Source organism: Plantactinospora sp. B5E13 (genome assembly GCF_039871775.1).
In the GTDB taxonomy this organism is placed as follows: domain Bacteria; phylum Actinomycetota; class Actinomycetes; order Mycobacteriales; family Micromonosporaceae; genus Plantactinospora.
The window spans coordinates 47,179-67,888 of sequence record NZ_JBDPLT010000009.1; the positions used below are offsets into that span (position 1 = coordinate 47,179).

22 protein-coding genes are annotated in these 20,710 nt (G+C 71.9%); 15 read left to right on the forward strand and 7 right to left on the reverse strand.

Features of this window, described 5'->3' with window-relative positions; genetic code table 11:
* Nucleotides 1-19: 19 nt before the first annotated feature.
* Nucleotides 20-508, reverse strand: a complete 489-nt coding sequence (locus ABGB05_RS10900) for an SRPBCC domain-containing protein (RefSeq protein WP_347653117.1) — start codon at nucleotides 506-508, stop codon at nucleotides 20-22.
* 141 nt (nucleotides 509-649) lie between these two features.
* On the opposite strand from ABGB05_RS10900, the gene ABGB05_RS10905 reads away from it, so the two are divergent.
* The 3 genes from ABGB05_RS10905 (at nucleotide 650) to ABGB05_RS10915 (ending at nucleotide 2,114) form a co-directional block, all read left to right on the forward strand.
* The gene (locus tag ABGB05_RS10905; protein WP_347653118.1) at nucleotides 650-1,075 is read left to right on the forward strand and encodes a helix-turn-helix domain-containing protein; all 426 of its coding nucleotides are present in this window, start codon (nucleotides 650-652) and stop codon (nucleotides 1,073-1,075) included.
* A gap of 267 nt (nucleotides 1,076-1,342) precedes the next feature.
* A complete protein-coding gene (locus ABGB05_RS10910; protein WP_347653119.1) occupies nucleotides 1,343-1,777 on the forward strand; it encodes a VOC family protein in 435 nt (144 codons plus the stop codon).
* Nucleotides 1,778-1,868: 91 nt separating this feature from the next.
* On the forward strand, nucleotides 1,869-2,114 hold the full coding sequence (locus tag ABGB05_RS10915) for a hypothetical protein (RefSeq protein ID WP_347653120.1): 246 nt from the start codon (nucleotides 1,869-1,871) through the stop codon (nucleotides 2,112-2,114).
* A 220-nt stretch (nucleotides 2,115-2,334) separates the two neighbouring features.
* On the opposite strand, the gene ABGB05_RS10920 is transcribed toward ABGB05_RS10915, so the two are convergent.
* The 3 genes from ABGB05_RS10920 to ABGB05_RS10930 all read right to left on the reverse strand — a co-directional run bounded on the left by ABGB05_RS10920 (nucleotide 2,335) and on the right by ABGB05_RS10930 (nucleotide 5,738).
* Nucleotides 2,335-3,345, reverse strand: coding sequence for a MerR family transcriptional regulator (locus ABGB05_RS10920; RefSeq protein ID WP_347653121.1), 1,011 nt, complete (start codon nucleotides 3,343-3,345; stop codon nucleotides 2,335-2,337).
* Between the two features lie 3 nt (nucleotides 3,346-3,348).
* Complete coding sequence (locus tag ABGB05_RS10925) at nucleotides 3,349-4,020, reverse strand: HEAT repeat domain-containing protein (protein ID WP_347653122.1); 672 nt, start codon at nucleotides 4,018-4,020, stop codon at nucleotides 3,349-3,351.
* 209 nt (nucleotides 4,021-4,229) lie between these two features.
* Complete coding sequence (locus ABGB05_RS10930; RefSeq protein ID WP_347653123.1) at nucleotides 4,230-5,738, reverse strand: MFS transporter; 1,509 nt, start codon at nucleotides 5,736-5,738, stop codon at nucleotides 4,230-4,232.
* Between the two features lie 202 nt (nucleotides 5,739-5,940).
* Here ABGB05_RS10930 and ABGB05_RS10935 point away from each other — a divergent pair, with 202 nt between their 5' ends.
* Both ABGB05_RS10935 and ABGB05_RS10940 read left to right on the forward strand, forming a co-directional pair.
* Nucleotides 5,941-6,312: a YciI family protein gene (locus tag ABGB05_RS10935; protein ID WP_347653124.1), complete on the forward strand. Its 372-nt coding sequence runs from the start codon at nucleotides 5,941-5,943 to the stop codon at nucleotides 6,310-6,312.
* Nucleotides 6,309-7,517: a DUF6596 domain-containing protein gene (locus ABGB05_RS10940; protein ID WP_347653125.1), complete on the forward strand. Its 1,209-nt coding sequence runs from the start codon at nucleotides 6,309-6,311 to the stop codon at nucleotides 7,515-7,517. Before ABGB05_RS10935 ends, ABGB05_RS10940 begins: the two co-directional genes overlap by 4 nt.
* 320 nt (nucleotides 7,518-7,837) lie before the next feature.
* On the opposite strand, the gene ABGB05_RS10945 is transcribed toward ABGB05_RS10940, so the two are convergent.
* Nucleotides 7,838-8,455, reverse strand: a complete 618-nt coding sequence (locus tag ABGB05_RS10945; RefSeq protein WP_347653126.1) for a bifunctional 4-hydroxy-2-oxoglutarate aldolase/2-dehydro-3-deoxy-phosphogluconate aldolase — start codon at nucleotides 8,453-8,455, stop codon at nucleotides 7,838-7,840.
* 105 nt (nucleotides 8,456-8,560) lie between these two features.
* On the opposite strand from ABGB05_RS10945, the gene ABGB05_RS10950 reads away from it, so the two are divergent.
* The 5 genes from ABGB05_RS10950 to ABGB05_RS10970 all read left to right on the forward strand — a co-directional run bounded on the left by ABGB05_RS10950 (nucleotide 8,561) and on the right by ABGB05_RS10970 (nucleotide 14,463).
* Complete coding sequence (locus ABGB05_RS10950) at nucleotides 8,561-9,388, forward strand: protein phosphatase 2C domain-containing protein (protein ID WP_347653127.1); 828 nt, start codon at nucleotides 8,561-8,563, stop codon at nucleotides 9,386-9,388.
* 139 nt (nucleotides 9,389-9,527) lie between these two features.
* Nucleotides 9,528-10,376 carry a universal stress protein gene (locus ABGB05_RS10955; protein WP_347653128.1) on the forward strand — a complete coding sequence of 283 codons (849 nt, stop codon included), beginning with the start codon at nucleotides 9,528-9,530 and terminating at the stop codon, nucleotides 10,374-10,376.
* A gap of 81 nt (nucleotides 10,377-10,457) precedes the next feature.
* Complete coding sequence (locus ABGB05_RS10960) at nucleotides 10,458-12,830, forward strand: phosphoketolase family protein (protein WP_347653129.1); 2,373 nt, start codon at nucleotides 10,458-10,460, stop codon at nucleotides 12,828-12,830.
* Nucleotides 12,831-12,902: 72 nt separating this feature from the next.
* Nucleotides 12,903-13,304, forward strand: coding sequence for a hypothetical protein (locus tag ABGB05_RS10965; protein WP_347653130.1), 402 nt, complete (start codon nucleotides 12,903-12,905; stop codon nucleotides 13,302-13,304).
* 241 nt (nucleotides 13,305-13,545) lie between these two features.
* A complete protein-coding gene (locus ABGB05_RS10970; RefSeq protein ID WP_347653131.1) occupies nucleotides 13,546-14,463 on the forward strand; it encodes a helix-turn-helix domain-containing GNAT family N-acetyltransferase in 918 nt (305 codons plus the stop codon).
* 90 nt (nucleotides 14,464-14,553) lie between these two features.
* Here the strand turns inward: ABGB05_RS10970 and ABGB05_RS10975 are convergent, their stop codons facing one another.
* A complete protein-coding gene (locus tag ABGB05_RS10975; protein ID WP_347653132.1) occupies nucleotides 14,554-15,561 on the reverse strand; it encodes a MerR family transcriptional regulator in 1,008 nt (335 codons plus the stop codon).
* 65 nt (nucleotides 15,562-15,626) lie between these two features.
* Here ABGB05_RS10975 and ABGB05_RS10980 point away from each other — a divergent pair, with 65 nt between their 5' ends.
* Nucleotides 15,627-16,232, forward strand: a complete 606-nt coding sequence (locus ABGB05_RS10980) for an NUDIX domain-containing protein (RefSeq protein ID WP_347653133.1) — start codon at nucleotides 15,627-15,629, stop codon at nucleotides 16,230-16,232.
* A gap of 28 nt (nucleotides 16,233-16,260) precedes the next feature.
* On the opposite strand, the gene ABGB05_RS10985 is transcribed toward ABGB05_RS10980, so the two are convergent.
* The gene (locus tag ABGB05_RS10985) at nucleotides 16,261-17,427 is read right to left on the reverse strand and encodes a methyltransferase domain-containing protein (RefSeq protein WP_347653134.1); all 1,167 of its coding nucleotides are present in this window, start codon (nucleotides 17,425-17,427) and stop codon (nucleotides 16,261-16,263) included.
* A 102-nt stretch (nucleotides 17,428-17,529) separates the two neighbouring features.
* Between ABGB05_RS10985 and ABGB05_RS10990 the strand changes: the two genes are divergently transcribed.
* The 4 genes from ABGB05_RS10990 to ABGB05_RS11005 are packed head-to-tail and all read left to right on the forward strand — an operon-like array spanning nucleotide 17,530 to nucleotide 20,710.
* Complete coding sequence (locus ABGB05_RS10990) at nucleotides 17,530-17,955, forward strand: TOBE domain-containing protein (protein ID WP_347653135.1); 426 nt, start codon at nucleotides 17,530-17,532, stop codon at nucleotides 17,953-17,955.
* A gap of 23 nt (nucleotides 17,956-17,978) precedes the next feature.
* Nucleotides 17,979-18,755 carry a molybdate ABC transporter substrate-binding protein gene (modA, locus tag ABGB05_RS10995; protein WP_347653244.1) on the forward strand — a complete coding sequence of 259 codons (777 nt, stop codon included), beginning with the start codon at nucleotides 17,979-17,981 and terminating at the stop codon, nucleotides 18,753-18,755.
* Nucleotides 18,756-18,758: 3 nt separating this feature from the next.
* Nucleotides 18,759-19,604 carry a molybdate ABC transporter permease subunit gene (gene modB, locus ABGB05_RS11000; RefSeq protein ID WP_347653136.1) on the forward strand — a complete coding sequence of 282 codons (846 nt, stop codon included), beginning with the start codon at nucleotides 18,759-18,761 and terminating at the stop codon, nucleotides 19,602-19,604.
* Complete coding sequence (locus ABGB05_RS11005; protein ID WP_347653137.1) at nucleotides 19,601-20,710, forward strand: ABC transporter ATP-binding protein; 1,110 nt, start codon at nucleotides 19,601-19,603, stop codon at nucleotides 20,708-20,710. Before modB ends, ABGB05_RS11005 begins: the two co-directional genes overlap by 4 nt.

Below are 20,710 nucleotides of genomic sequence, written 5' to 3' on the forward strand. Positions count from 1 at the left end.
GCTCCATCCGACACGACTTTCACTGCCGTTGCAGACGCCGACGTCCGGATTGCAGCGCCGCGTCGAGGCCGTTCAGCCGCAGCACGCTTGCGCCGCGCAGGTGCGCCAGGTCCACACTGCCGTCGCCCTCGTACCGGAGAAACGTCACCTGTTCGGTCCATTCCAGGCGGGTTCCGTCCGTTTCGGCGTCGAGCCGAACGGTGACCAGCGAGGTCCATCGCAGTTCGCCGTCGACGACGGCCTCGTAGCCGTAGACGATCCGGCGGGTGCCCGTGATGTCGATGTACCGCGACCGGTACTCCAGCCGTTCGGGCGCGGTGTCCAGCCCGGTGTAGGTGCTGCGCGCCGTCTCGCCTCCGCTCACCCGGAAGTCGTGCGCGTAGGAAGCTTCGCTGCCGGGAAGCCGGAACCACCGCCGCCTGATCGCGGTGTCGGCGAACGCGGTGAAGACCTCGCCGGGCGGCACGTCGAGGTGCCGCGAGATCGTGAAGGTGTCGTGCCGGACCATGCCGTCCTCCCGCTGTCACGGCCACGAAGGGGTGGCCGCACGTCAGTTACGATCAGTAAGAAACGTGCGCCCGCCGGTTTTAGTCCGGCTCTCCCATACGCACTTTGAAGTCAGCTACTGACGCATGAGGAACAGAGAGCCGTGACAAGCTTCCGTGGCACCGAACTCGCGCAGCGCGGGGTCGCGCCGGACTGCGTCCAGACGATCGAGCTCGTCCGCGACGTGCTGGCGCGGGTGGGCGACAAGTGGACGCTGCTGACCATCACGGTCCTGGCGTCCGGCCCGCTGCGCTTTACCGCGCTGCACGAGCAGGTCGCCGGCATCTCCCAGCGGATGCTCAGCCAGACGTTGCGCGCCCTCACCCGGGACGGGCTGGTAACCAGGACCGCATACCCGGAAGTACCCCCGAGGGTTGAATATGCCCTGACGCCGCTCGGCCGCTCACTGAGCGATGCCGTGGACGGACTCGTGTACTGGGTCCGTAGTCACCAGAGCGACATCCTCCGCAACCGCGACGAGTTCGACCAGGCACCCGCCGAGAACACAGCCACCCCGCCCCACACATAGCCGCGCCCTATCACCCGCAACTGCCGGAGCCGCAGGGGTAAGTTCACGAGAAGCAATCCGCGGCCGAAGGGTCAGAACGACCTCATAGGTGGGAAGACGACGGCCTGGGGCTTCTCACCGGATCTGATCCGCTGCCGGTCGGTTGGCCGCCCCGGATCACCTTTGCCGAGAACCCACAGCCGCACCGCTTTCGCCCTATCCGGTACGGTGGCAACAACCCCTTGCAGCTCATGGCAACGACGAAGATCTTGCCTCTATGATCGGCCGATGGCATCGGTCAGGCAGGTCCAGGTCACCTTCGACTGCGCGGAACCCGAGCGCGTCGCGCGCTTCTGGTGCGAGGTGTTGGGGTACGTCGTACCGTCGCCACCGGAGGGATTCGCCGCCTGGGACGATTACGAGCGCACGCTGCCGCCCGAGCGGCAGGGTGCAGGGTTCGCCTGCATGGATCCCACGGGTGCCGGCCCGCGGCTGTACTTCCAGCGCGTACCCGAAGGCAAGGTCGCCAAGAACCGGGTGCACCTCGACGTGCGGGTCGGCACCGGGCTCGTGGGTGAGGAGCGCGTCGCCGCGCTCGAGGCCGAATGCGCCCGACTGGTCGCGCTCGGCGCGACACGCCTGTACCTGCTGCGCGCCGACGAGTACAACGAGTCGTGCCTGGTGATGCAGGACGTCGAGGGCAACGAGTTCTGCGTCGACTGAGCGGCCGCGACCGGGGCACCGTCGCGAGGCGGCGTTTTGGCCGAGGGATACCACCCGCCGAGTCACGGAGCACGACGAACTGCTGGAGCGGATGCGCGTCGACGCGGAGCGGGCCGGCTTCGACTCCCTCGCGGTCGCCGCGTACTTCCAGGGCCGGGCCCGGCTTCGGGTACGCCAGGGCGAGCTGGACGCCGCGATCGCCGAGTTGGAGGAGGGGCGGGCCCTCGACCGGGGATACCTGTGCCGAGGCCAACCCGTCGACTTCCACGCGGTCTTTCTCGCCGGTCTCTACCCGAAGGCGGGGACGCGTACCTGCACGTGGCGTGCTCACCCGTGACACCGCCGTCGGTCCGGGGCACCGCCGAGGTGGGCGCGGCCCCGGATCACCTTCGCGGAGCACCCACAGCGCTCAAGCCCGTGCGGCCCGTTGACCGCCGTCACGTCCTCGGCCGCGGGTTGGACCGCGCGGATCGATACAGGCCGGCGCCGTTCGCGGCGGGCAGGTAGGGGTGCCGCCGAGGCCACGGCAACAGTCGCTCACCGCCCGGCGGTGACCGTTACCGTGCGTCGCGTAGCTGGAGAATGTACGTCGCGGTGAGCGCGACGCCGCGGTCCCGGTCCAGCGACAGCGCCACGAGGGCACGGGCGGCCATGTCTCCCGGGATCTCCGCGAGCGCCTGGGTGAGCCGCCGTCGGCGTGCGGACGCCTGACCGGCGCCGTCGTCGGCGAGGCACTCGACGATCCTCGCCGCGATCTGCTCCGCCAACTCCGGATCACTCGCCAACGCGCCCAGCGTGTCGGCCGCGTCGACGTCGTTCACCTCCTCGACGATCATGTCGACGAGCGTCGGAACCGCGTCGGCTCCGCCTCGTGCCCCGAGCGCCAGCGCCGCGTGCCGGCGGACCACGGTGTCGGAGTTCGCGAGGGCGTCCTGCAGCAGTGCGGTCGCGGCCGCACCCGGCATCTCGGCGATCGCCTGGACGGCCCGTTGCCGCACCTCGGGCACCGACGAGCCGAGGCCCTCCGCCAGCGGCGCCAGTCCGGCGTCGCCCGAGCGCGTCAACGCCCACCGAAGGGCTCCGGCGACGTTCGGATCCGTCTCGCTCAGCACCGCCTCGACCAGTGCCTCCACCGGCACCGGCACCTCTTCGGTCGAGGACAGGGCCGCACGCTGGCGTTTCCCGGCGCTCTCCGACCCCAGTGCCTGGAGGAGGGCGACGACGTGGAGGACGTCCTCCCAGTCGGCGGGTTCCGCGGCGCCGATCCGGCGGAGTCGGGTGAGCAACTCCGTCTCCTTCGCGATGCGTTCCCGGGTCCGCCGGATGAGGTCGTCGACGAGTCCGGCGGGGGTGAAGCCGGGATCGTCGAGCGCGCGTCCGACGTCACGCAGCGAGAGCCCCAACGACCGGAGGCTCTCGATATGGAAGATCCGCCGGACGTCCTCGCTGGAGTACTCCCGATAGCCGGTGCCGGTACGGCCCGTCGGCCGCAGCAGGCCGAGCGACTCGTAGTGCCTGAGCATGCGGGCGCTGACTCCGGACCGCCGGGCCACGTCACCGATCAACACCGCTCATCCCACCTCCCGGTTGGCCGGGCCGAGGGCCACGACGCGTTTCGCCTCCTCGACCGCGAACTCGAATCCGGCCTCCGGGTCGTGCCACAGCCGGTCCGTGACGATCGCATGCTCCCGGACCCGAGGGTCGGGGTCTGTCGTCGCGGTGGTCAGGGCCGGCATGATCACTTCACCGAGCGCGATCAGCGCCCGGCTGAGGCTCAACCGCGTCTCACGCTCGCCGCGCCCGAGCTGTGTCACCAACACCCCGACCAGGTCGGGTTTCTCCGCTTCGGGCACGAGTACCACCGCGGCGCGCCAGGCGCTGCGCGCCACCTCGTCGTCGGGATCGGTCAGCAACTCCCGGGTGATCGCCGGCCAGGCCTGCCGATCTCCGATCTTGGACAGTGTGTGCAACGCCTGGCTCCGTGCCAGCGCACTCCCGGAGCGGAGCTCCCCGACGAGCTTCGGGACCGTCAGTGCGGCCGGGTGGCGGGTGAGCGCCCAGGTGAGGATTTCGCGTACGTGGAACTCGGGTTCGACCGCGCATCGTTCGACGAGCGTGTCGACGAACTCCGGGGCGGGGGTCGTGCCGAGCGCCAGTGCGGCTCGCAGCCGTACCGACGGGTTGCCCGCCTCCAGGCCCTGGAGAGCCCGCCTCGCGTCCACCTGGTCTTTCGACATGATCATCGGGATCACCTCCTTGATGCAGTGAAAACCTTGCCACCGTGTCAAGGTCAAGCGGAGTCACACCGCGAGATGAGTTCCCTCGGCCCACCGGGGCCACCTGGGGATCGGCATCCGCCACCGACGAGGAGCCGACCGGCGGGAAGCCGACCGGACGCGTCCGTCGACCGCCCACGGTCGTCCTCGGCGCGCACAGGGTGCCCGGTGCCCGCTCACCGCGCCGTCTGTCGGTCGGCCGCCCTGGGCCCGGGATGGCGTGCGGCCGGGGTGGTGCGGGTCGGCGGGCGCATGGCCAGGATCAGGACGGCCGCCCCGGCGAAGACGACCGCGACGACAACGCCGGTGACGTGCAGGCTGGTGGTGAACGCCTCCCGCGCGCCGTGCAGCAGCGCCGCGCCCTGGCCGGCGGGAAGCTGCCGACCCACCTCGACCGCGTCGGCGAGTGACCCGGACGCGCCACCCATCCGGCTCCGGTAGACGGCCGCGGCCAGCACACCGATCAACGCGAAGCCGAGCGAGCCACCGAGGTAGTTGCCGGTCTCCGACATCGAGGCCGCCGAGCCGGCCCGCTCCGGCGGTACGGATCCGACGACCAGTCCGGTGCCGAGCGCGAACAGCGGGCCGGTGCCCAGCGCCAGGACTGTGATGCCGATCATCACCATCGGCAGAGCTCCCGCACCGTCGACCCCGACCAGCAGCAGACCGCCCAAGGCCGATCCGGTCAGGCCACCGGCGATCGCGGCCGGCTGACTCGTCCACCTGGTCAGCACCGGCGCGGCCAGGGTACCGGCCGCCGATGCCAGGCCCATCGGCGCGAACAGCACCGCGGCCGCGAACGGCGAGAAGCCGAGTACGCCCTGCAGATACTGGGTCACGATCAGACCGGTGCCCGCCATCGCGATGCCGGCGAGGAGCAACGCGACGAGGACCGCGGCGAACGGGCGGTTGCGGAGCAGCCGCAGGTCCAGCAGCGGTGTCGTCAGCCGCAACTGCCGACGTACGAACAGCAGCCCGACGACCGCGCCGACGACCAGGGCCACGGCCGGGCCGGTCGACGCCTTCTCGACCACCAGCTGCTTGATGCCGTAGACGATCAGAAGCACCGCCACGAGGGACAGCCCGACGCTGGCCAGGTCCAGTCGACCGGCCCGGTCGCTGCGGAATTCGGGTAGCAGGACCGGTCCGGCGAGTAGCAGCAGCGCCATCGCCGGTACGGCCACCAGGAACACCGACCCCCACCAGAAGTGCGCGAGCAGCAGCCCGGAGAAAACGGGTCCGAGCGCACCGCCGGTGAACTGGCAGGTCGCCCAGATCGCGACAGCCCGCCCGCGCTGCCGTCCGTCCGGAAACATGTTGGTGATCAGGGCGAGCGTGGACGGCGCCAGGGTGGCACCGGCGACCCCCAACAGCAACCGCGTGATGATCAGCATCAGCGGGCTGACCGCGAAGGCGGCGGCGACCGACAGGACGAGGAACGCCGCTCCGCCGATCATCAGTAGCCGTCGGCGACCGATCCGGTCACCGAGCGTACCCATGGTGATGACCAGCCCGGCCACCATGAATCCGTAACCGTCACTGATCCACAGCTGCTGGACGCTGCTGGCACCGAGGTCGGCGCTCAGCTGTGGGAGCGCGAGGAGCAGCGCTGTCATGTCCATCGCGACGAGCAGTGTCGGCATCAGGAGGACGACCAGTCCCAGCCATGCCCGGTTGACCCGCATATCCCAAATTCCTGTTCTCTCGAGGTTCCGTTGCTGGTCGGAGCGGTCGAGAGCTTCTTGACACCGGTACGGAGAAAAGCAGCCGGAACCTGTGCCAGAGTTCGGACGGAAGATGTCGAGGACGGGATGTCAAGACTGCGGCGGCGGCTCCGACCAACGGGTGGAACGGCCCGGTGGGGCCGCTGACGACGAGGAGCCCAGGATGCAGTTCCTGATCAGCATGTACATCAACCCGGCGGTGCTGGACGCGCTGACCGAAGAGGAGAAGGCGGCGATCGGCGCCGGCCACGGCAGGTTCCTCGAGGCACTGAAGGCGTCCGGCGAGTTGATCACCACCCAGGCACTGGTCGACCCGTCGCAGGCCGCCGTGGTGTCGGTCCGCAACGGCCAGCCGGTGGTGACCGACGGACCGTTCCTGGAGTTCAAGGAGTTCCTGGGCGGTTTCTACCTGGTCGACTGCGAGAGCCGGGAGCGGGCGATCGAGCTGGCGGCGCAGATTCCGGACACCACGATCGAGGGTCTGGGGGTCGAGGTGCGGCAGGTGATGTTCGCCGACGGACAGTTGGAGGCATGACGGCACCAGGGGTCGAGGACCTGTTACGCGAGCTCACGCCGCAGGTCCTCGGCGTACTGGTCCGGCGGTACGGTCAGTTCGAGGGGTGTGAGGACGCCGTGCAGGAGGCTGTCCTCGCCGCCACGGTGCGGTGGCCGGCCGAGGGCGTGCCGGACAACCCGCGCGGCTGGCTGGTGACCGTGGCGTCCCGGCGGCTCATCGACGAGATGCGCAGTGACCACGCACGCCGGGAACGGGAGGCGGCAACGGCCCACGAGGTGACGCCCGAGGACGTACCGGATACCGACGACTCGCTTGTCCTGCTCTTCCTCTGTTGTCATCCGACGCTGACCGCCGCCTCCCAGACCGCGCTGACGCTGCGCGCGGTCGGCGGTCTGACCACCGCCGAGATCGCCCGCGCGTTCCTGGTGCCGGAGGCGACCATGGCGGCCCGGATCAGCCGGGCCAAACAGCGGATCAGGTCCGCCGGCAGTTCCTTCCGCCTGCCGGAGGGCGCCGAACGCGAGGAGCGGCTACGGGTAGTCCTGCAGGTGCTCTACCTGATCTTCAACGAGGGCTACACCGCGTCCTCGGGCGGCCGGTTGCACCGTCCCGACCTGGCCCGGGAGGCCATCCGGTTGACCAGGATGGTGCACTCACAGCTGCCCGAGGACGGCGAGGTGACCGGGCTGCTCGCGCTGATGCTGCTCACCCACGCCCGCCGGAGGGCACGGACGACGTTGGCCGGCGACCTGGTGCCGCTGGACGAGCAGGACCGCACGACCTGGGACCGGGAGATGATCGACGAGGGCACCGAGCTGGTCAAGGCGTCGCTGGCCGGCCCGGCGCTGGGGCCGTACCAGTTGCAGGCCGCCATCGCCGCCACGCACGCCGACGCGGCCACGGCCGAGCAGACCAACTGGCCGCAGATACACGCCCTCTATCTGATCCTGGAACGGATCGCGCCCAACCCGGTGGTCACCCTGAACCGGGCGATCGCCCTCGCCGAGACCGATGGTCCGACGGCCGGGCTGGCCCTGCTCTCCACGCTGGACGCCGACGAGCGGATGGCCGGGTTCCACCGGCTGCTCTCCGTGCGGGCGCATCTGCGGGAGAAGATCGGCGACACGGTCGGGGCCCACCAGGACTACCGGCGCGCCGCGAAGGCCACCGCCAGCCTCGCCGAGCAGCGCTACCTGGAGTCGCGGGCCAGACGGCTCAGGTGACGACCGGCGCTCAGCCGGCGTCCTGGTACGGGCTGCGCTGTCGCGCCTCGGCCAGTACGCCGCCCCACCAGGCGAGCTGGTCGAGCATCGCCGTGACCGCCGGACCCGAGCCGTCGGCGTCCACAGGTCGGCCGCGCGCCGAACCGTTCCCAGTACCGGTCGAAACTGACGGTGTCCCGGATCGTGACGGGGGCGCTGCGGATGGTGGGCGGTCCGCCCCGGGGCGTCCGCGCCGCCCCGGGCCGTACCGCGACCGGCTGAGCCCTCGGCCGGAGCCGGTCGCGCGCCCGGCCCGGGGTCGGCAGGGGCAGACCGGGAGGTCAGGCGACCGCGGCCAGGAAGGCGGTCGCGCGCAGCCGCAGGCCGGCCAGGTCACCGCCGCGCGGCGCGTCGCCGAGCAGCGGGGTGCCGACCCCCACGGCGAGCGCGCCGGCGGCCAGGTAGCCGGGTGCGGAGCCGGTGTCGACCCCGCCGAACGGTACGAACGGCACCTCCGGGAAGGGCTCCCGCAGCGCCGACAGGTACGCCGGACCGCCCAGCGAGGCCGGGAAGAGTTTCACCGCGGTCGCCCCGGCCAGGCTGGCCGCGACCACCTCGGTCGGGGTCAGCGCGCCGACCAGGGCGGGAAGCCCGAGCCGGACACACTCGGCGACCGCCGGCACGACCCCCGGGGTGACCACGAACGACGCGCCGGCCTGCTCCGCCTGCACCACGTCGGCCTCGGTGAGCACCGTGCCGGCACCGAGCGGGGCGTCCGGACCGAGCGCCGCCCGGGCTCTGACCAGTACTCCGGCGGCGTCCTTCGAGGTCATCGAGACCTCGACCAGGCGGATTCCGGCCTCGGCGAGGACCAGGACGCACTCCAGCGCCGCGTCCGGGTCGTCGGCCCGGACGACCGCCAACAGACGGTGCTGTCGCAGCGCCTCGGGCAGGTTCACCGCCCCATCCTCGCAGCCCGGTCCCCCGTGCTGGGCCACGTTGGGCTAACGGACATTTCGGCCATACCACTCAGGCCGTCGACGAACTTTGCTAACCTCCCGGCCATGCACCGAAGCCCTGTCCCGGGTCCGGATCGGATGCCCGTCGAGGGCGACGTCACCCGCGTCTTCCCGCACGCCGGACACCGACTCGAGGTCGCCGCCGGCACCCGGGTCGGTCACCGCTACCGGGCGAACTTCGACGTCCTGCACGTCGACCCGAAACTGCCGTTCGTGGCGGTGGCCGACGGGATGGGGGACGGCCGGGGCAGCACCGTCGCCGGCGACACCACGATGGAGACGATCGTGGCGGCGGTACGGGCGGCAGGCCCCGACGTCGGCCCCGCCGAACTGCGCGCCGCGGTCGCCGAAGCACAGACCCGGGTCCGGGCCGCCGGCCGCGAACTGGGCGAGTTGACCGGGTGCACCTTCACCGGGTTGATCGCGGCGCCGGAGACGTACGGCGAGTGGGGCGGGCCGGTCGAGGCGTACGCCTGGATCGTGCAGCTCGGCGACTCACGCGCCTACCGACTCCGGGACGGGCTGCTCGAACTGCTCACCGTCGACCACACCGCGGCCTGGCTCGGCGCCGTCTACGGCTGGTACCCGGCCGACTCGGCGGAGGCCGCCGCGGCCCGCTACCAGCTCACCCGGTACGTCGGCCATCCGAGCGCCCCGGAACCGGACCTGCTGCACGTCTCGCTGCGCCCCGGCGACATCTACTGCGTCTGCACCGACGGGGTCGCCGAACAGCTCGACTACCAGCGGCTGGCCAACCGGCTCGGCACCGCGGGCAGCCCGGGCGAGTCGGTCCGGGGCATCCTCGCCGACACCCTCGCCGCCGGTGGTCGGGACAACGCCACCGTCGCGGTGCTGCGGGTCCGGTCCGGCTGAGCCGGTACCCCACCGGGCCCGGTAGCCCACCCACCAAAACCGGGCACATCCGGCAAGCCGCCTCGATATCCTCGGCCTGTGACTGGTTACCCCGCCCCGGCACGACACCGCTGACCGGCGGGCTGATCCGGTGGACGCCGTGCAGGATCCGACCGAGACGCCCTTCGTCGTGGTCGGGGTCGACGGCTCGCCGCTGAGCCTGTCCGCGGTCCGGCTCGCCACCCAGGAGGCCGCCCGGCACTCCCGGCCGCTGCGGATCGTGCACGCGTTCAACTGGGTCGCCGACCCCGCCGAGCCGATGCCGGCCGAACCCCGACGCCCGGCCGAGGAGCTGCTCGACCACGCGATCGTCGTCGCCACCCGGACCCGGCCGGAGGTACCGGTCAGCACGGCGCTGATCGAGGGGCCCGTGCTCACCACCCTGCTCCGCGAGTCCGGTTCGGCCGCGCTGCTGGTCATCGGCGACGGCGGGCTGACCCTGAACCCGGACGTACCGGCCGACTCCGACGCGACCGCCGTGCAGCTCGCCGCCCGGGCCGGATGCAGTGTGCTGGTCGTCCGGGAGGAACTGCCGGCCCCCGGCCCGGTGATGGTCGGCGTCGACGGCTCCGCCAGCTCACTGTGTGCCCTGGACTTCGCCTTCGACACGGCGACCCGCCGGTCCACCGAACTGGTGGTGGTGCAGGTCTGGGATCCGGACGTCCGGACCGGTGCGGTGCCACCGGAGGCGGCCGAGCAGTTGGCCGAGTCGGTGGCGCCGTGGCAGCGCAAGTACCCGTCGGTCGCGGTCCGGCAGGAGGTACGGACCGGTGCTCCGGAGTCGGCTCTGCTGAAGGAGGCACGCCGGGCCGAGATCGTGGTGGTCAGCGCCCGGGGCGACGAGCCGTGGCGGGGCATGCTCGGCGCGGTCAGTCAGGCGATGCTCTACCACTCCCCGGCACCGGTGATCGTCGTACGCAGCTCGCACGGCCTGTACATCCAGGAGTGAACCGGGCGTGGACGGGGCACGTTCCGCGGTGGGCGGACACATCCAGGCAACGAGGCGGCCCCGCAGGGTCAGGAGGCGCAGATGGTGAAGACGTCGACGGACCCACGGGTCCGGCTCAGCGACGGGGAGCTGGACCGGATCGACGCGTACTGGCGGGCGGCCAACTATCTCAGCGTCGGGCAGATCTACCTGCTGGCGAACCCGCTGCTGCGCGAGCCGCTGGCGCCGGAACACGTCAAGCCCCGGCTGCTCGGCCACTGGGGCACCGACCCGGGGTTGAACCTGGTGTACGTACACCTGAACCGGGCCATCGTGGCACGCGACCTGGACATGATGCTGGTGACCGGGCCGGGCCACGGCGCTCCGGCGATCATCGCGAACACCTGGCTGGAGGGGACCTTCACCGAGCGGTACCCGTCGGTGGGCCGGGACGAGCCCGGGATGGCCGAGCTGTTCCGGCAGTTCTCCTTCCCGGGTGGGGTGCCGAGCCACGTGGCGGCGGACGTACCGGGTTCGATCCACGAGGGCGGCGAGCTCGGCTACGCGCTGATGCACGCGTACGGCGCCGCGTACGACAACCCCGACCTGGTGGTCGCCTGTGTGGTCGGGGACGGGGAGGCGGAGACCGGGCCGCTGGCCGGCAGCTGGCTCTCCAACGTCTTCCTCAACCCCGCCCGCGACGGCGCGGTGCTGCCGATCCTGCACCTCAACGGCTTCAAGATCGCAAACCCGACGGTGTACGCCCGGATCCCCGAGACCGACCTGCTGTCGATCCTGCACGGCTACGGCTACCAGCCGTACGTCGTCGCCGGTGACCAGCCGAGGGAGGTGCACCAGGCCCTCGCCGGCACCCTCGACCGCGCACTCGACGAGATCGCCGAGATCCAACGTCAGGCCCGCCGGGGTGGCCGGGTGGAACGCCCCCGCTGGCCGATGATCGTGCTCCGTACGCCGAAGGGCTGGACCGGCCCGGCCGAGGTCGACGGCGTACCGGTCGAGGGGACCTTCCGCTCCCACCAGGTGCCGCTGCCCGAGGTGCGGGAGAATCCGCAGCACCGGGCCGAGCTGGAACGCTGGCTGCGGTCGTACCGGCCGGAGGAACTCTTCGACCCGACCGGCGCCCCGGTGCCGGCGCTCGCCGACCTGGTCCCCCGCGGCCACCGGCGGATGGGCGCCAACCCGCACACCAACGGTGGTGAACTCCTCCGCGACCTGGTACTCCCCGACTACCGGACGTACGGCGTACCGGTCGGCGAGCGCGGTGAACCGGTAATCGGCGCGACCGGGGTGCTCGGCCCCTGGGTGCGGGACGTGATCCGGGCGAACCCGGACCGGTTCCGGCTGCTCGGCCCGGACGAGGTCGAGTCGAACGGGCTGTCCGCCGCGTTCGAGGTGACCGACCGGGTCTTTCTCGGGGCCATCGAGCCCGGTGACGAACACCTGGCGCCGCAGGGCCGGGTCATGGAGGTGCTCTCCGAGCACCTGTGCCAGGGCTGGCTGGAGGGTTACCTGCTGACCGGCCGGCACGGCATCTTCACCAGCTACGAGGCCTTCATCCACATCGTCGACTCGATGCTGAACCAGCACGCGAAGTGGCTGAAGGTGACCCGGGACATCCCCTGGCGCCGCCCGATCGCCTCGCTGAACTACCTGCTCTCCAGCCACGTCTGGCGGCAGGACCACAACGGCTTCTCGCACCAGGACCCCGGTTTCATCGACCACGTCGTCAACAAGAAGGCCGAGGTCGTCCGGGTCTATCTGCCGCCGGACGCCAACACGCTGCTCTGCACGATGGACCACTGCCTGCGCAGCCGGCACTACATCAACGTGGTCATCGCCGGCAAACAGGGCGCGCCGACCTGGCTGAGCATGGCGGACGCGGTCATGCACTGCCGCCGGGGACTGGGCATCTGGGACTGGGCCAGCACCGACACCGGCAGCGAACCGGACGTTGTCCTCGCCTGCGCGGGTGACGTACCCACCCTGGAGACGCTCGCCGCCGCCGAACTGCTCCGTCACCACCTGCCCGAGCTCCGGGTCCGGGTGGTCAACGTGGTCGACCTGATGCGCCTGCAACCGGAGGCCGAGCATCCGCACGGGCTGCCCGACTCCGAGTTCAACACGATCTTCACCACCGACAAGCCGATCATCTTCGCGTACCACGGCTACCCGTGGCTCATCCACCGGCTCACCTACCGTCGCACCAACCACCCCAACCTGCACGTCCGGGGCTACAAGGAGGAGGGCACCACCACCACGCCCTTCGACATGGTCATGCTCAACGACCTCGACCGTTTCCACCTCGTCATCGACGTCATCGACCGGGTCCCGCAGCTCGGTGCCACCGCCGCGCACCTTCGGCAGGCGATGGTCGACGCCCGGCAGGAATGCCGCGACCACACCCGCACGTACGGCGAGGACCACCCGATGGTCGCCGACTGGCGCCAGCGGTGAAGACCGGCGCGACGGTTGCCGCCGTTCCGCACGTAGTAGAAGATGAACGCTCAACTATCGAAAGGTGGAAATATGTTGAGGCGTCATCGACTGCTCGCCACCGCCGGCGTCGCCGTACTGGCCGCCGGTCTGACGTCCGTCGGGTCACCGGCCGCCGCAGCCACGCCCGGCTGCGCAGGCTACGAGCTCACCCACACCGGGCACCTGTTCGAAGGCCACCCCGCCATCCCGTGGTCGTACTTCTTCGCCTTCGGGCCCGGCCCGGTGGAGGTGTGTCTGGACGGCCCGGACGGCGCCGAGGTCGACCTGATCCTGTGGCGGTTCATCGAGAACGGCCCGGAGGTCGTCACCAGCCCGACGCCGGGGGCCGACAAGACCCTCACGTACGCCGGACCGGGCCTCAGCGCCTACCGGGTCACGGCCGTGGCCAACCGGGGCAGCGGCACCTACACCATCGGCGTCAACACCCCCTGATCCCGACGGTGTGAGCAACCCGCCCCCCGGGGCGGCGTACGCGACCTGCTTCCGAAGCGGTGTGCGCGACCCGCTTCCGAGGCGGTGTGCGCGACTTCCGGCGGTCACCGAAGCCGAGCGGTGACCGCCGGAGTTTCGGCAGCGGCGCCGGCGGGTCAGCGCGCGCCACGACCAGACCTTGACAATCCCGGCCACCCACAGACATCTTTGACTGAGTCAATGATTCAGTTGAGGTGGTCACATGAACACGTCCACTCCCGTCGGTGCCGTCCGAGACTTCAACCGCTTCTACACCCGGGTCGTCGGGCTCCTCGACGAGGGACTACTGCGCACGTCGTACTCGCTGACCGAAGCCAGGGTGATCGTCGAACTGGCCGGCCGGGGTCCGACCGAGGTGCCGGACCTCCGCCGTGACCTCGCCCTCGACCCCGGCTACCTCAGCCGCATCCTCGCCCGGTTCACCGCCGACGGCCTGGTCACCCGGACTCCGTCGGTGACCGACGGCCGGCGTCAGGTGGTCGAACTGACCGAGGCCGGCCGCGCGGTGTACACGATGCTCAACGAGCGGTCCGACGAGCAGGTCGGCTCGCTGCTCTCCGGGCTGTCCGACGAGGACGTCCGGCGACTGGTCGAGGCGATGCGGACCATCCGGACGGTACTCGGCCCGCCGCCACCGCCGCGCGGCTACCTGCTCCGCGAGCTCCGACCGGGTGACGCCGGCTGGGTCGTCCACCGGCACGGCGTACGGTACGCCGCGGAGTACGGCTACGACCTGCGGTTCGAGGCGTTCGTGGCCCGGATCGTCGCCGACTACCTCGACGGACCCGACAGCCGCCGGGAGAACGCCTGGATCGCCGAGGTCGACGGCCAGCCGGTGGGCAGCATCTTCTGCGTACGCCGGGACGAGGAGGTGGCGCAGCTCCGGCTGCTGCTGGTGGAGCCGGGCGCCCGCGGCCTGGGCATCGGCGGCCGACTGGTCGACGAGTGCCTGCGGTTCGCCCGGCGGGCCGGCTACCGCGAGATCATGCTCTGGACCAACGACGTGCTGACCGACGCCCGACGGATCTACGAGAAGGCCGGCTTCGAACTGCGTGAGCAGAACCGGCACGACAGCTTCGGCTTCGAGGTGGTCGAACAGGTCTGGTCACGGCCGCTGTGAACCGGCCACCGCACGGGCCGTGGTCCGGCCGGCGGGTCAGCGCGCCGGGAACCCGGGAACGGCGGACCTGGGCCGCACCGTCCGGCCGTCCTACGGCGTCGCCGTGGCCGACGCACGGAGCGCCGCCGCGAGCCAGCCGCCCAGTTCGCCGAGGTCGACGTCGAAACAGACCCGGGACTCCGGCGGCGACCCGTTGATCACCGCGACCAGAGACAGGTACCGGCCGTGCGTCGCCTCGTATCGCGGATCGGCCCCCACCTCCTCGTACCCCTCGCCGATGACGAGGTAACCGGCGGCCAGCCGGTCCCGGAGTGCCGCGCTGGCCGGTACGCCGGCGGCCTCGGCGGCTCCGGCCGCGAGGCGGGCGGCGAGTTGTTGGGCATGTGGCGTCTCCGGCGGCAGCCCGCACCGGTGCGCCGCGACGATCTCCTCCATGATCCGCGACCCGGTCCCGTGAATGAAGTCCTGCACCGGCGCGACGGTCAGCCGCTGCCCCGGGTCACCGGCGTACGTGTCGCGGAGGTACGAGCGGACGGCGTCGCGGAACTCCGGGTCCCGCAGCAGGTCGGCCAACTCGATCCACGCCTCCAACTGGGCGGTGGTGGGATCGTCCGGCAGCCGCGGCCGCATGGTCCGGAGCCGCTCGACGAAGTCGTCGGGCAGGTCGGCACCGACGTCGGTCCAGAACTCGTCGACGAGCCGCTCCCGCTCGCCGTCGGCCATCGCGACGAGTCGGTGCATCAGGGCGGCCCGGGCGGCGGGACCGTCCTGCCGGTTCAGGGCTCTGAGCACGGCCCGCCGGGCCCGCAGTTCGCGCTCCTGACGCTCGACGGCCGCCAGGTGCTCGGCGAGGAGATCCGGCAGGGTCATCTCACCCTCGAGCAGCCGACGGATGTCGTCCAACCCGGTGCCGAGGTCCCGGAGCGTACGGATGAGTTCCAACCGGGCGATGCCCCGCAGGTCGTACAGTCGGTGGCCGGCGTCGGTCGCACCCGCCGGTCGCACGATGCCCTCGTCGGAATAGAAGCGGATGGCGCTGACCGTCAACCCGGTCCGGCGCGCCACGTCCCCGATGGGGTAGAGCCCGTCTCGACGCATGTCGACACTCTGCATCCTCAAGCTACCTGAGCCGCAAGGGCCGATCCTGCCGTGACTGTGCGCCGGTGGCGAGCGTCCGCCGGGCCGGCCACGACCGGGCCGGTCCGTCGCTCTGCTTTGATGAGCTGGTGACCGAGCAGACCCCGCGTTCCGCGGACGAGATCCTGGACATCGTCGACGAGCAGGACCGGGTGGTCGGGCAGGCGCGGCGCGCCGACGTGTACGCCCGCCGGCTGCGGCACCGGGCCGCGTTTGTCCTGGTCCGGGACGCACAGGACCGGATCCTGGTGCACCGGCGCACCGCACAGAAACTGGTCTTCCCCTCGGCGTACGACATGTTCGTCGGCGGGGTGCTCGGCGCCGGCGAGACGTACGACGACGCGGCGCTGCGCGAGGCCGAGGAGGAACTGGGTGTCTCCGGACTGCCCGCCCCGACGCCGCTGTTCCGGTTCCTCTACGAGACACCGGAACACACCTGGTGGTCGGCGGTCTACGAGGTGCGCTGGGACGGGCCGGTGAATCCGCAGCCGGAGGAGGTCGCCTGGCACGCCTTCCTCACCGAGGCGGAGTTGACACAACGGCTGTCCGAGTGGACGTGGGTGCCGGACGGGCTGGAGGCGTACCACCGGATGCGCGCGCGGCGCACCGAGGAGTCGGAAACACGCCCCTGACCCTGTTATCCGCGCTGCTGGCCGGAGGTCATCCGGCAACGGCGGGCATCCGGACCGCGATGGCGAGGAAGCGGTGCGGCGCGTCGTCGTACCGGTCGAGCCGCCAGCCGGTCCGGGCGGTCGCCTCGCGCAGCGGTGTCTCGGCGAGCGGTTCGTCGGGGCGCAGCCGGCGGCCGTGCCGGGCGGCGAGCGCGGCCCGTCCGGAGGGGTGGAACAGCACCAGCCGGCCGCCGGGACGGGTGATCCGGGCGAGTTCCCGGAGGCCGACGTCGCTGTCCGGGAGGTGGGTGAGCAGGCCGGCGGCGAGGACGGCGTCGACCCGGGCGTCGGGGAACGGCAGGTGCCGGGCGTCGGCCAGCAGCAGGGTGGCGTTCGCCCGTGCGGCGGGCGCCCGGGCGACCGCGAGCATCTCCGGGGTGACGTCGAGGCCGACGACCGTGCCGTCCGGCCCGACCGCGTCCCGCAGGGCGGGCAGTGCCCGGCCGGTGCCGCAGCCGACGTCGACCACCGTGCCGCCGGTCGGCAGGTCCGTGTCCGCGACCGCCTGGGCGTAGACCGGTAGGTCGCCGCCGAACCTGCTGTCCCAGCGTGGCGCCCGGACGGCGAAGAACGCCTGCGACTCGCGCAGGTGCCAGGATTCGCCGGGAGCGAGCCGGTCGGCGATGTGCCGGATCACCGGCCAGTTCGCCTCGTGCAGGTCGACGACGATGTCGCCGTCCCGGCTACGGTCCCCGGCGCTGGCAGGCGGGACGGCGCCGCGCCCGTCGCGGCCCCGGTCACCGCCGCCCCGGTCGGCCGGAATACGCAGCCGGACGACCACGTCCCAGTGCCGGCCGGGTGGGTGCCGGCGCCACCGCGGCCCGTCGGCGAGCGCCACCGTATGCGCGGTCCGCTCCGCCCGCCACCGGTCCTCGTCGGCCAGCGGCGCCCCGTCGGTGAGCCGGACACACGGCCGGCCGACGGCCCGCAGTACCTCGGCCAGCCGGTCGGCGACGAGGCTCGCCGGAGACGGGCCGTTGGCGGCGGCCGGGGCCGGACCGTCGTCGGCCACCGGCGACGCACCGCTGTCGACCACGACCGCGACCGCGCCCGCCGGCAACACCTCGACGATCCGGTCGAGGACCTGCGTCCAACGCCGGCGCTGCGCGTCGGTCAGGTCCGGCCGGTCGGGAAACGAGGTGGCGTCGACAGTCATCAGCTCATCATGCAGATGCGGCACCAGTATGGGAACCCGGGTCGAACCTTCGGCCCGAAGTAGCCATTAGCGCTTGCAGTTGCGGCGGACTATGGTGCCCTCGTGACGATGTTTCGGATGGGTGAGGCGGCGGAACTGCTCGGGGTCAGCGTCGACACCGTGCGGCGCTGGGTCGACGCCGGGCGTCTGACGGCAGTCCGGGACGGGCAGGGCCACCGGGTCGTCGAGGGCGTCGCGCTGGCCGCGTTCGCCCGGGCCCAGGCCGCCGACCCGGAGAATCGCGCCGACGAGTCGTCGGCACGCAACCGACTGCGCGGCATCGTCACCGCCGTGGTCAAGGACGCGGTGATGGCACAGGTGGACATCCAGGCCGGGCCGTTCCGACTGGTGTCGCTGATGAGTCGAGAAGCCGTCGACGACCTCGGTCTGGAGGTCGGTTCGGTGGCGGTCGCGGTGATCAAGTCGACCACGGTTGTCGTGGAGAAACCCCCGGCACCGGTGGCTGTCCGAGGGAGGACCAGCTCGTGAGGGTACGACGGGTACGCACCACCCTGACCGTGTTCACCGCGCTGGCCGTCTTCGCCGGCCTCGTCGGCTGCGGTACCGGGGACAGCACCGGCGGTCCCGCACCGGGTGGCGGCGGCGCGACGGTCACCGGCCCGCTGACCGTCTTCGCCGCCGCCTCGCTGACCGAGACGTTCACCCAGCTCGGCAAGGACTTCGAGGCGGCCAATCCCGGGGTCGAGGTGACGTTCAGCTTCGCCGGCAGTTCCGCGTTGGCCACCCAGATCAACCAGGGCGCACCCGCCGACGTCTTCGCCTCCGCCGCCCCCGCCACCATGCAGACGGTCACCGACGCCGGCCACGGCGACGGGACGCCGACCACCTTCGTCCGCAATCAACTGGTCATCGCCGTACCGAAGGGGAACCCCGCCGGGGTGACCGGGCTTGCCGACCTGACGAAGCCGGAGACGAAGGTCGCGCTCTGCGCCACGCAGGTGCCGTGCGGGGCGGCCGCGGAAAAGGCCCTCGACAGCGCCGGGGTGAAGCTGACCCCGGTGACCCTGGAGCAGGACGTCAGGGCGGCCCTGTCGAAGGTGCGACTCGGGGAGGTCGACGCCGCGCTGGTCTACCGCACCGACGCGCGGGCGGCCACCACCGACGTGGACGGCGTCGAGTTTCCCGAGTCGGCCGGCGCGGTCAACGACTATCCGATCGTCGTACTGAGGGACGCCCCCAACAGGGCGGCCGCCCGGGCGTTTGTCGACCACGTGCTCTCCGACTCCGGTCGTGGCGTGCTCACCGCCGCCGGGTTCCAGGTGCCGTAGCCGGTGGCCGTACCCGATGTCGAGGTGACCCGGCCGGCGCCGGCCGGGTCACGGCGACCCCGCCGCCGTACCGGCCGGATCCCGGTCGCGCTGCTCGTCCCGGCCGTACTCGGGCTGGTCCTCCTCGTCCTGCCGGTCGCCGGGCTGCTGCTCCGGACCCCCTGGACCACGCTGCCGCAGCGGCTCGCCGAACCGGCCGTGCTCACCGCGCTGCGACTGTCGGTGCAGAGCGCGACCCTGGCCACGCTGCTCTGCCTCGTCCTCGGGGTACCGCTGTCCTGGCTGCTGGCCCGGGTCGAGTTTCCCGGCCGCCGGATCGTCCGCGCGCTGGTCACCGTGCCGCTGGTGCTGCCGCCGGTGGTCGGTGGTGTGGCGCTGCTGCTGGTCTTCGGCCGTCGGGGGCTGGTCGGCTCGTGGCTCGACTCGACGTTCGGGGTGACCCTGCCGTTCACCACCGCCGGGGTGGTGCTCGCCGAGGCGTTCGTGGCGATGCCGTTCCTGGTCATCGCGGTGGAGGGGGCGCTACGCGGCGCCGACGTCCGGTACGAGGAGGCGGCGGCGACGCTGGGCGCGAGCCGGTGGACCACCTTCACCCACGTCACACTGCCGCTGGTCGCCCCGGGCATCGCCGCCGGTACGGTGCTCTGCTGGGCCCGGGCGCTCGGCGAGTTCGGCGCCACCATCACCTTCGCCGGCAATTTCCCGGGGCGCACCCAGACCATGCCGCTCGCCGTCTACCTGGCCCTGGAGACCGACCTGGAGGCGGCGATCGTGCTCAGTCTGGTGCTGCTCACCGTCTCGGTGGTGATCCTGGCGAGCCTGCGTGACCGATGGGTCAGCGGCCCGTGACCACCGAGCTGACGGTACGCCGCGCCGAGGCCGAGGCGGATACGCCGCTGCTCGACGCCCACCTGGTGGTGGACCGGGGAACGTTCCGGCTCGACCTGCGGTTGACCATCAACCCGGGTGAGGTGGTGGCGCTGCTCGGGCCGAACGGGGCGGGCAAGAGCACCGCGCTGCGGACCCTCGCCGGCCTCACCCCGTTGCACGCCGGGCACGTCACCCTCGCCGGCCAGGATCTCGACCGGCCGGACGCCCGACACTGGACGCCGACCGAACGTCGCCCGATCGGCGTGGTGTTCCAGGACTACCTGCTCTTTCCACACCTCACCGCACTCGACAACGTGGGGTTCGGGCCCCGGCGGCACGGCGTCGACCGGCGGCGGGCCCGTGAACTCGCCGCCGGCTGGCTGGACCGGATGGGGCTGGCCGACCAGGCCCGGCGCAAGCCCCGGCAGCTCTCCGGTGGGCAGGCGCAGCGGGTGGCGCTGGCCCGGGCGCTGGCGGTCGAGCCAGCGCTGCTGCTGCTCGACGAACCGCTCGCCGCGCTCGACGCCCGGACCCGGCTGGAGACCCGGGCCGAGCTCCAGCGGCACCTGACCGCCCACCCGGGGGCGACGCTGCTGGTCACCCACGATCCGTTGGACGCGCTGGTGCTGGCCGACCGGCTGGTCATCGTCGAGGACGGTCGACTGGTGCAGGAGGGTGACGCGGCGAGCATCACCGCCCAGCCGCGTACCGACTACGTGGCCCGGCTGGTCGGGCTCAACCTCTATCGGGGCCGGGCCGACGGCTCCCTGGTCCGGATCACCGACGACTTCGCGCTCACCGTCGCCGAGGCACCGCAGGGTGCGGTTTTTGTGGCGTTCCCGCCGTCGGCGGTCGCGCTGCACCCGGACCGCCCGGACGGCAGCCCGCGCAACACCTGGCCGGCGACGATCTCCGGCATCCAACGGCAGGGCGACAACCTGCGGGTCCAGCTCACCGGTCCGGTCGAGGTGGCCGCGGACATCACCCCGGCCGCCGCCGCCCAGCTCCGGATCGGTCCCGGGCAGCCGGTCTGGGCCGCCGTCAAGGCCACCGAGACCCGCGCCTACCCGGCGGGACGTAACTGA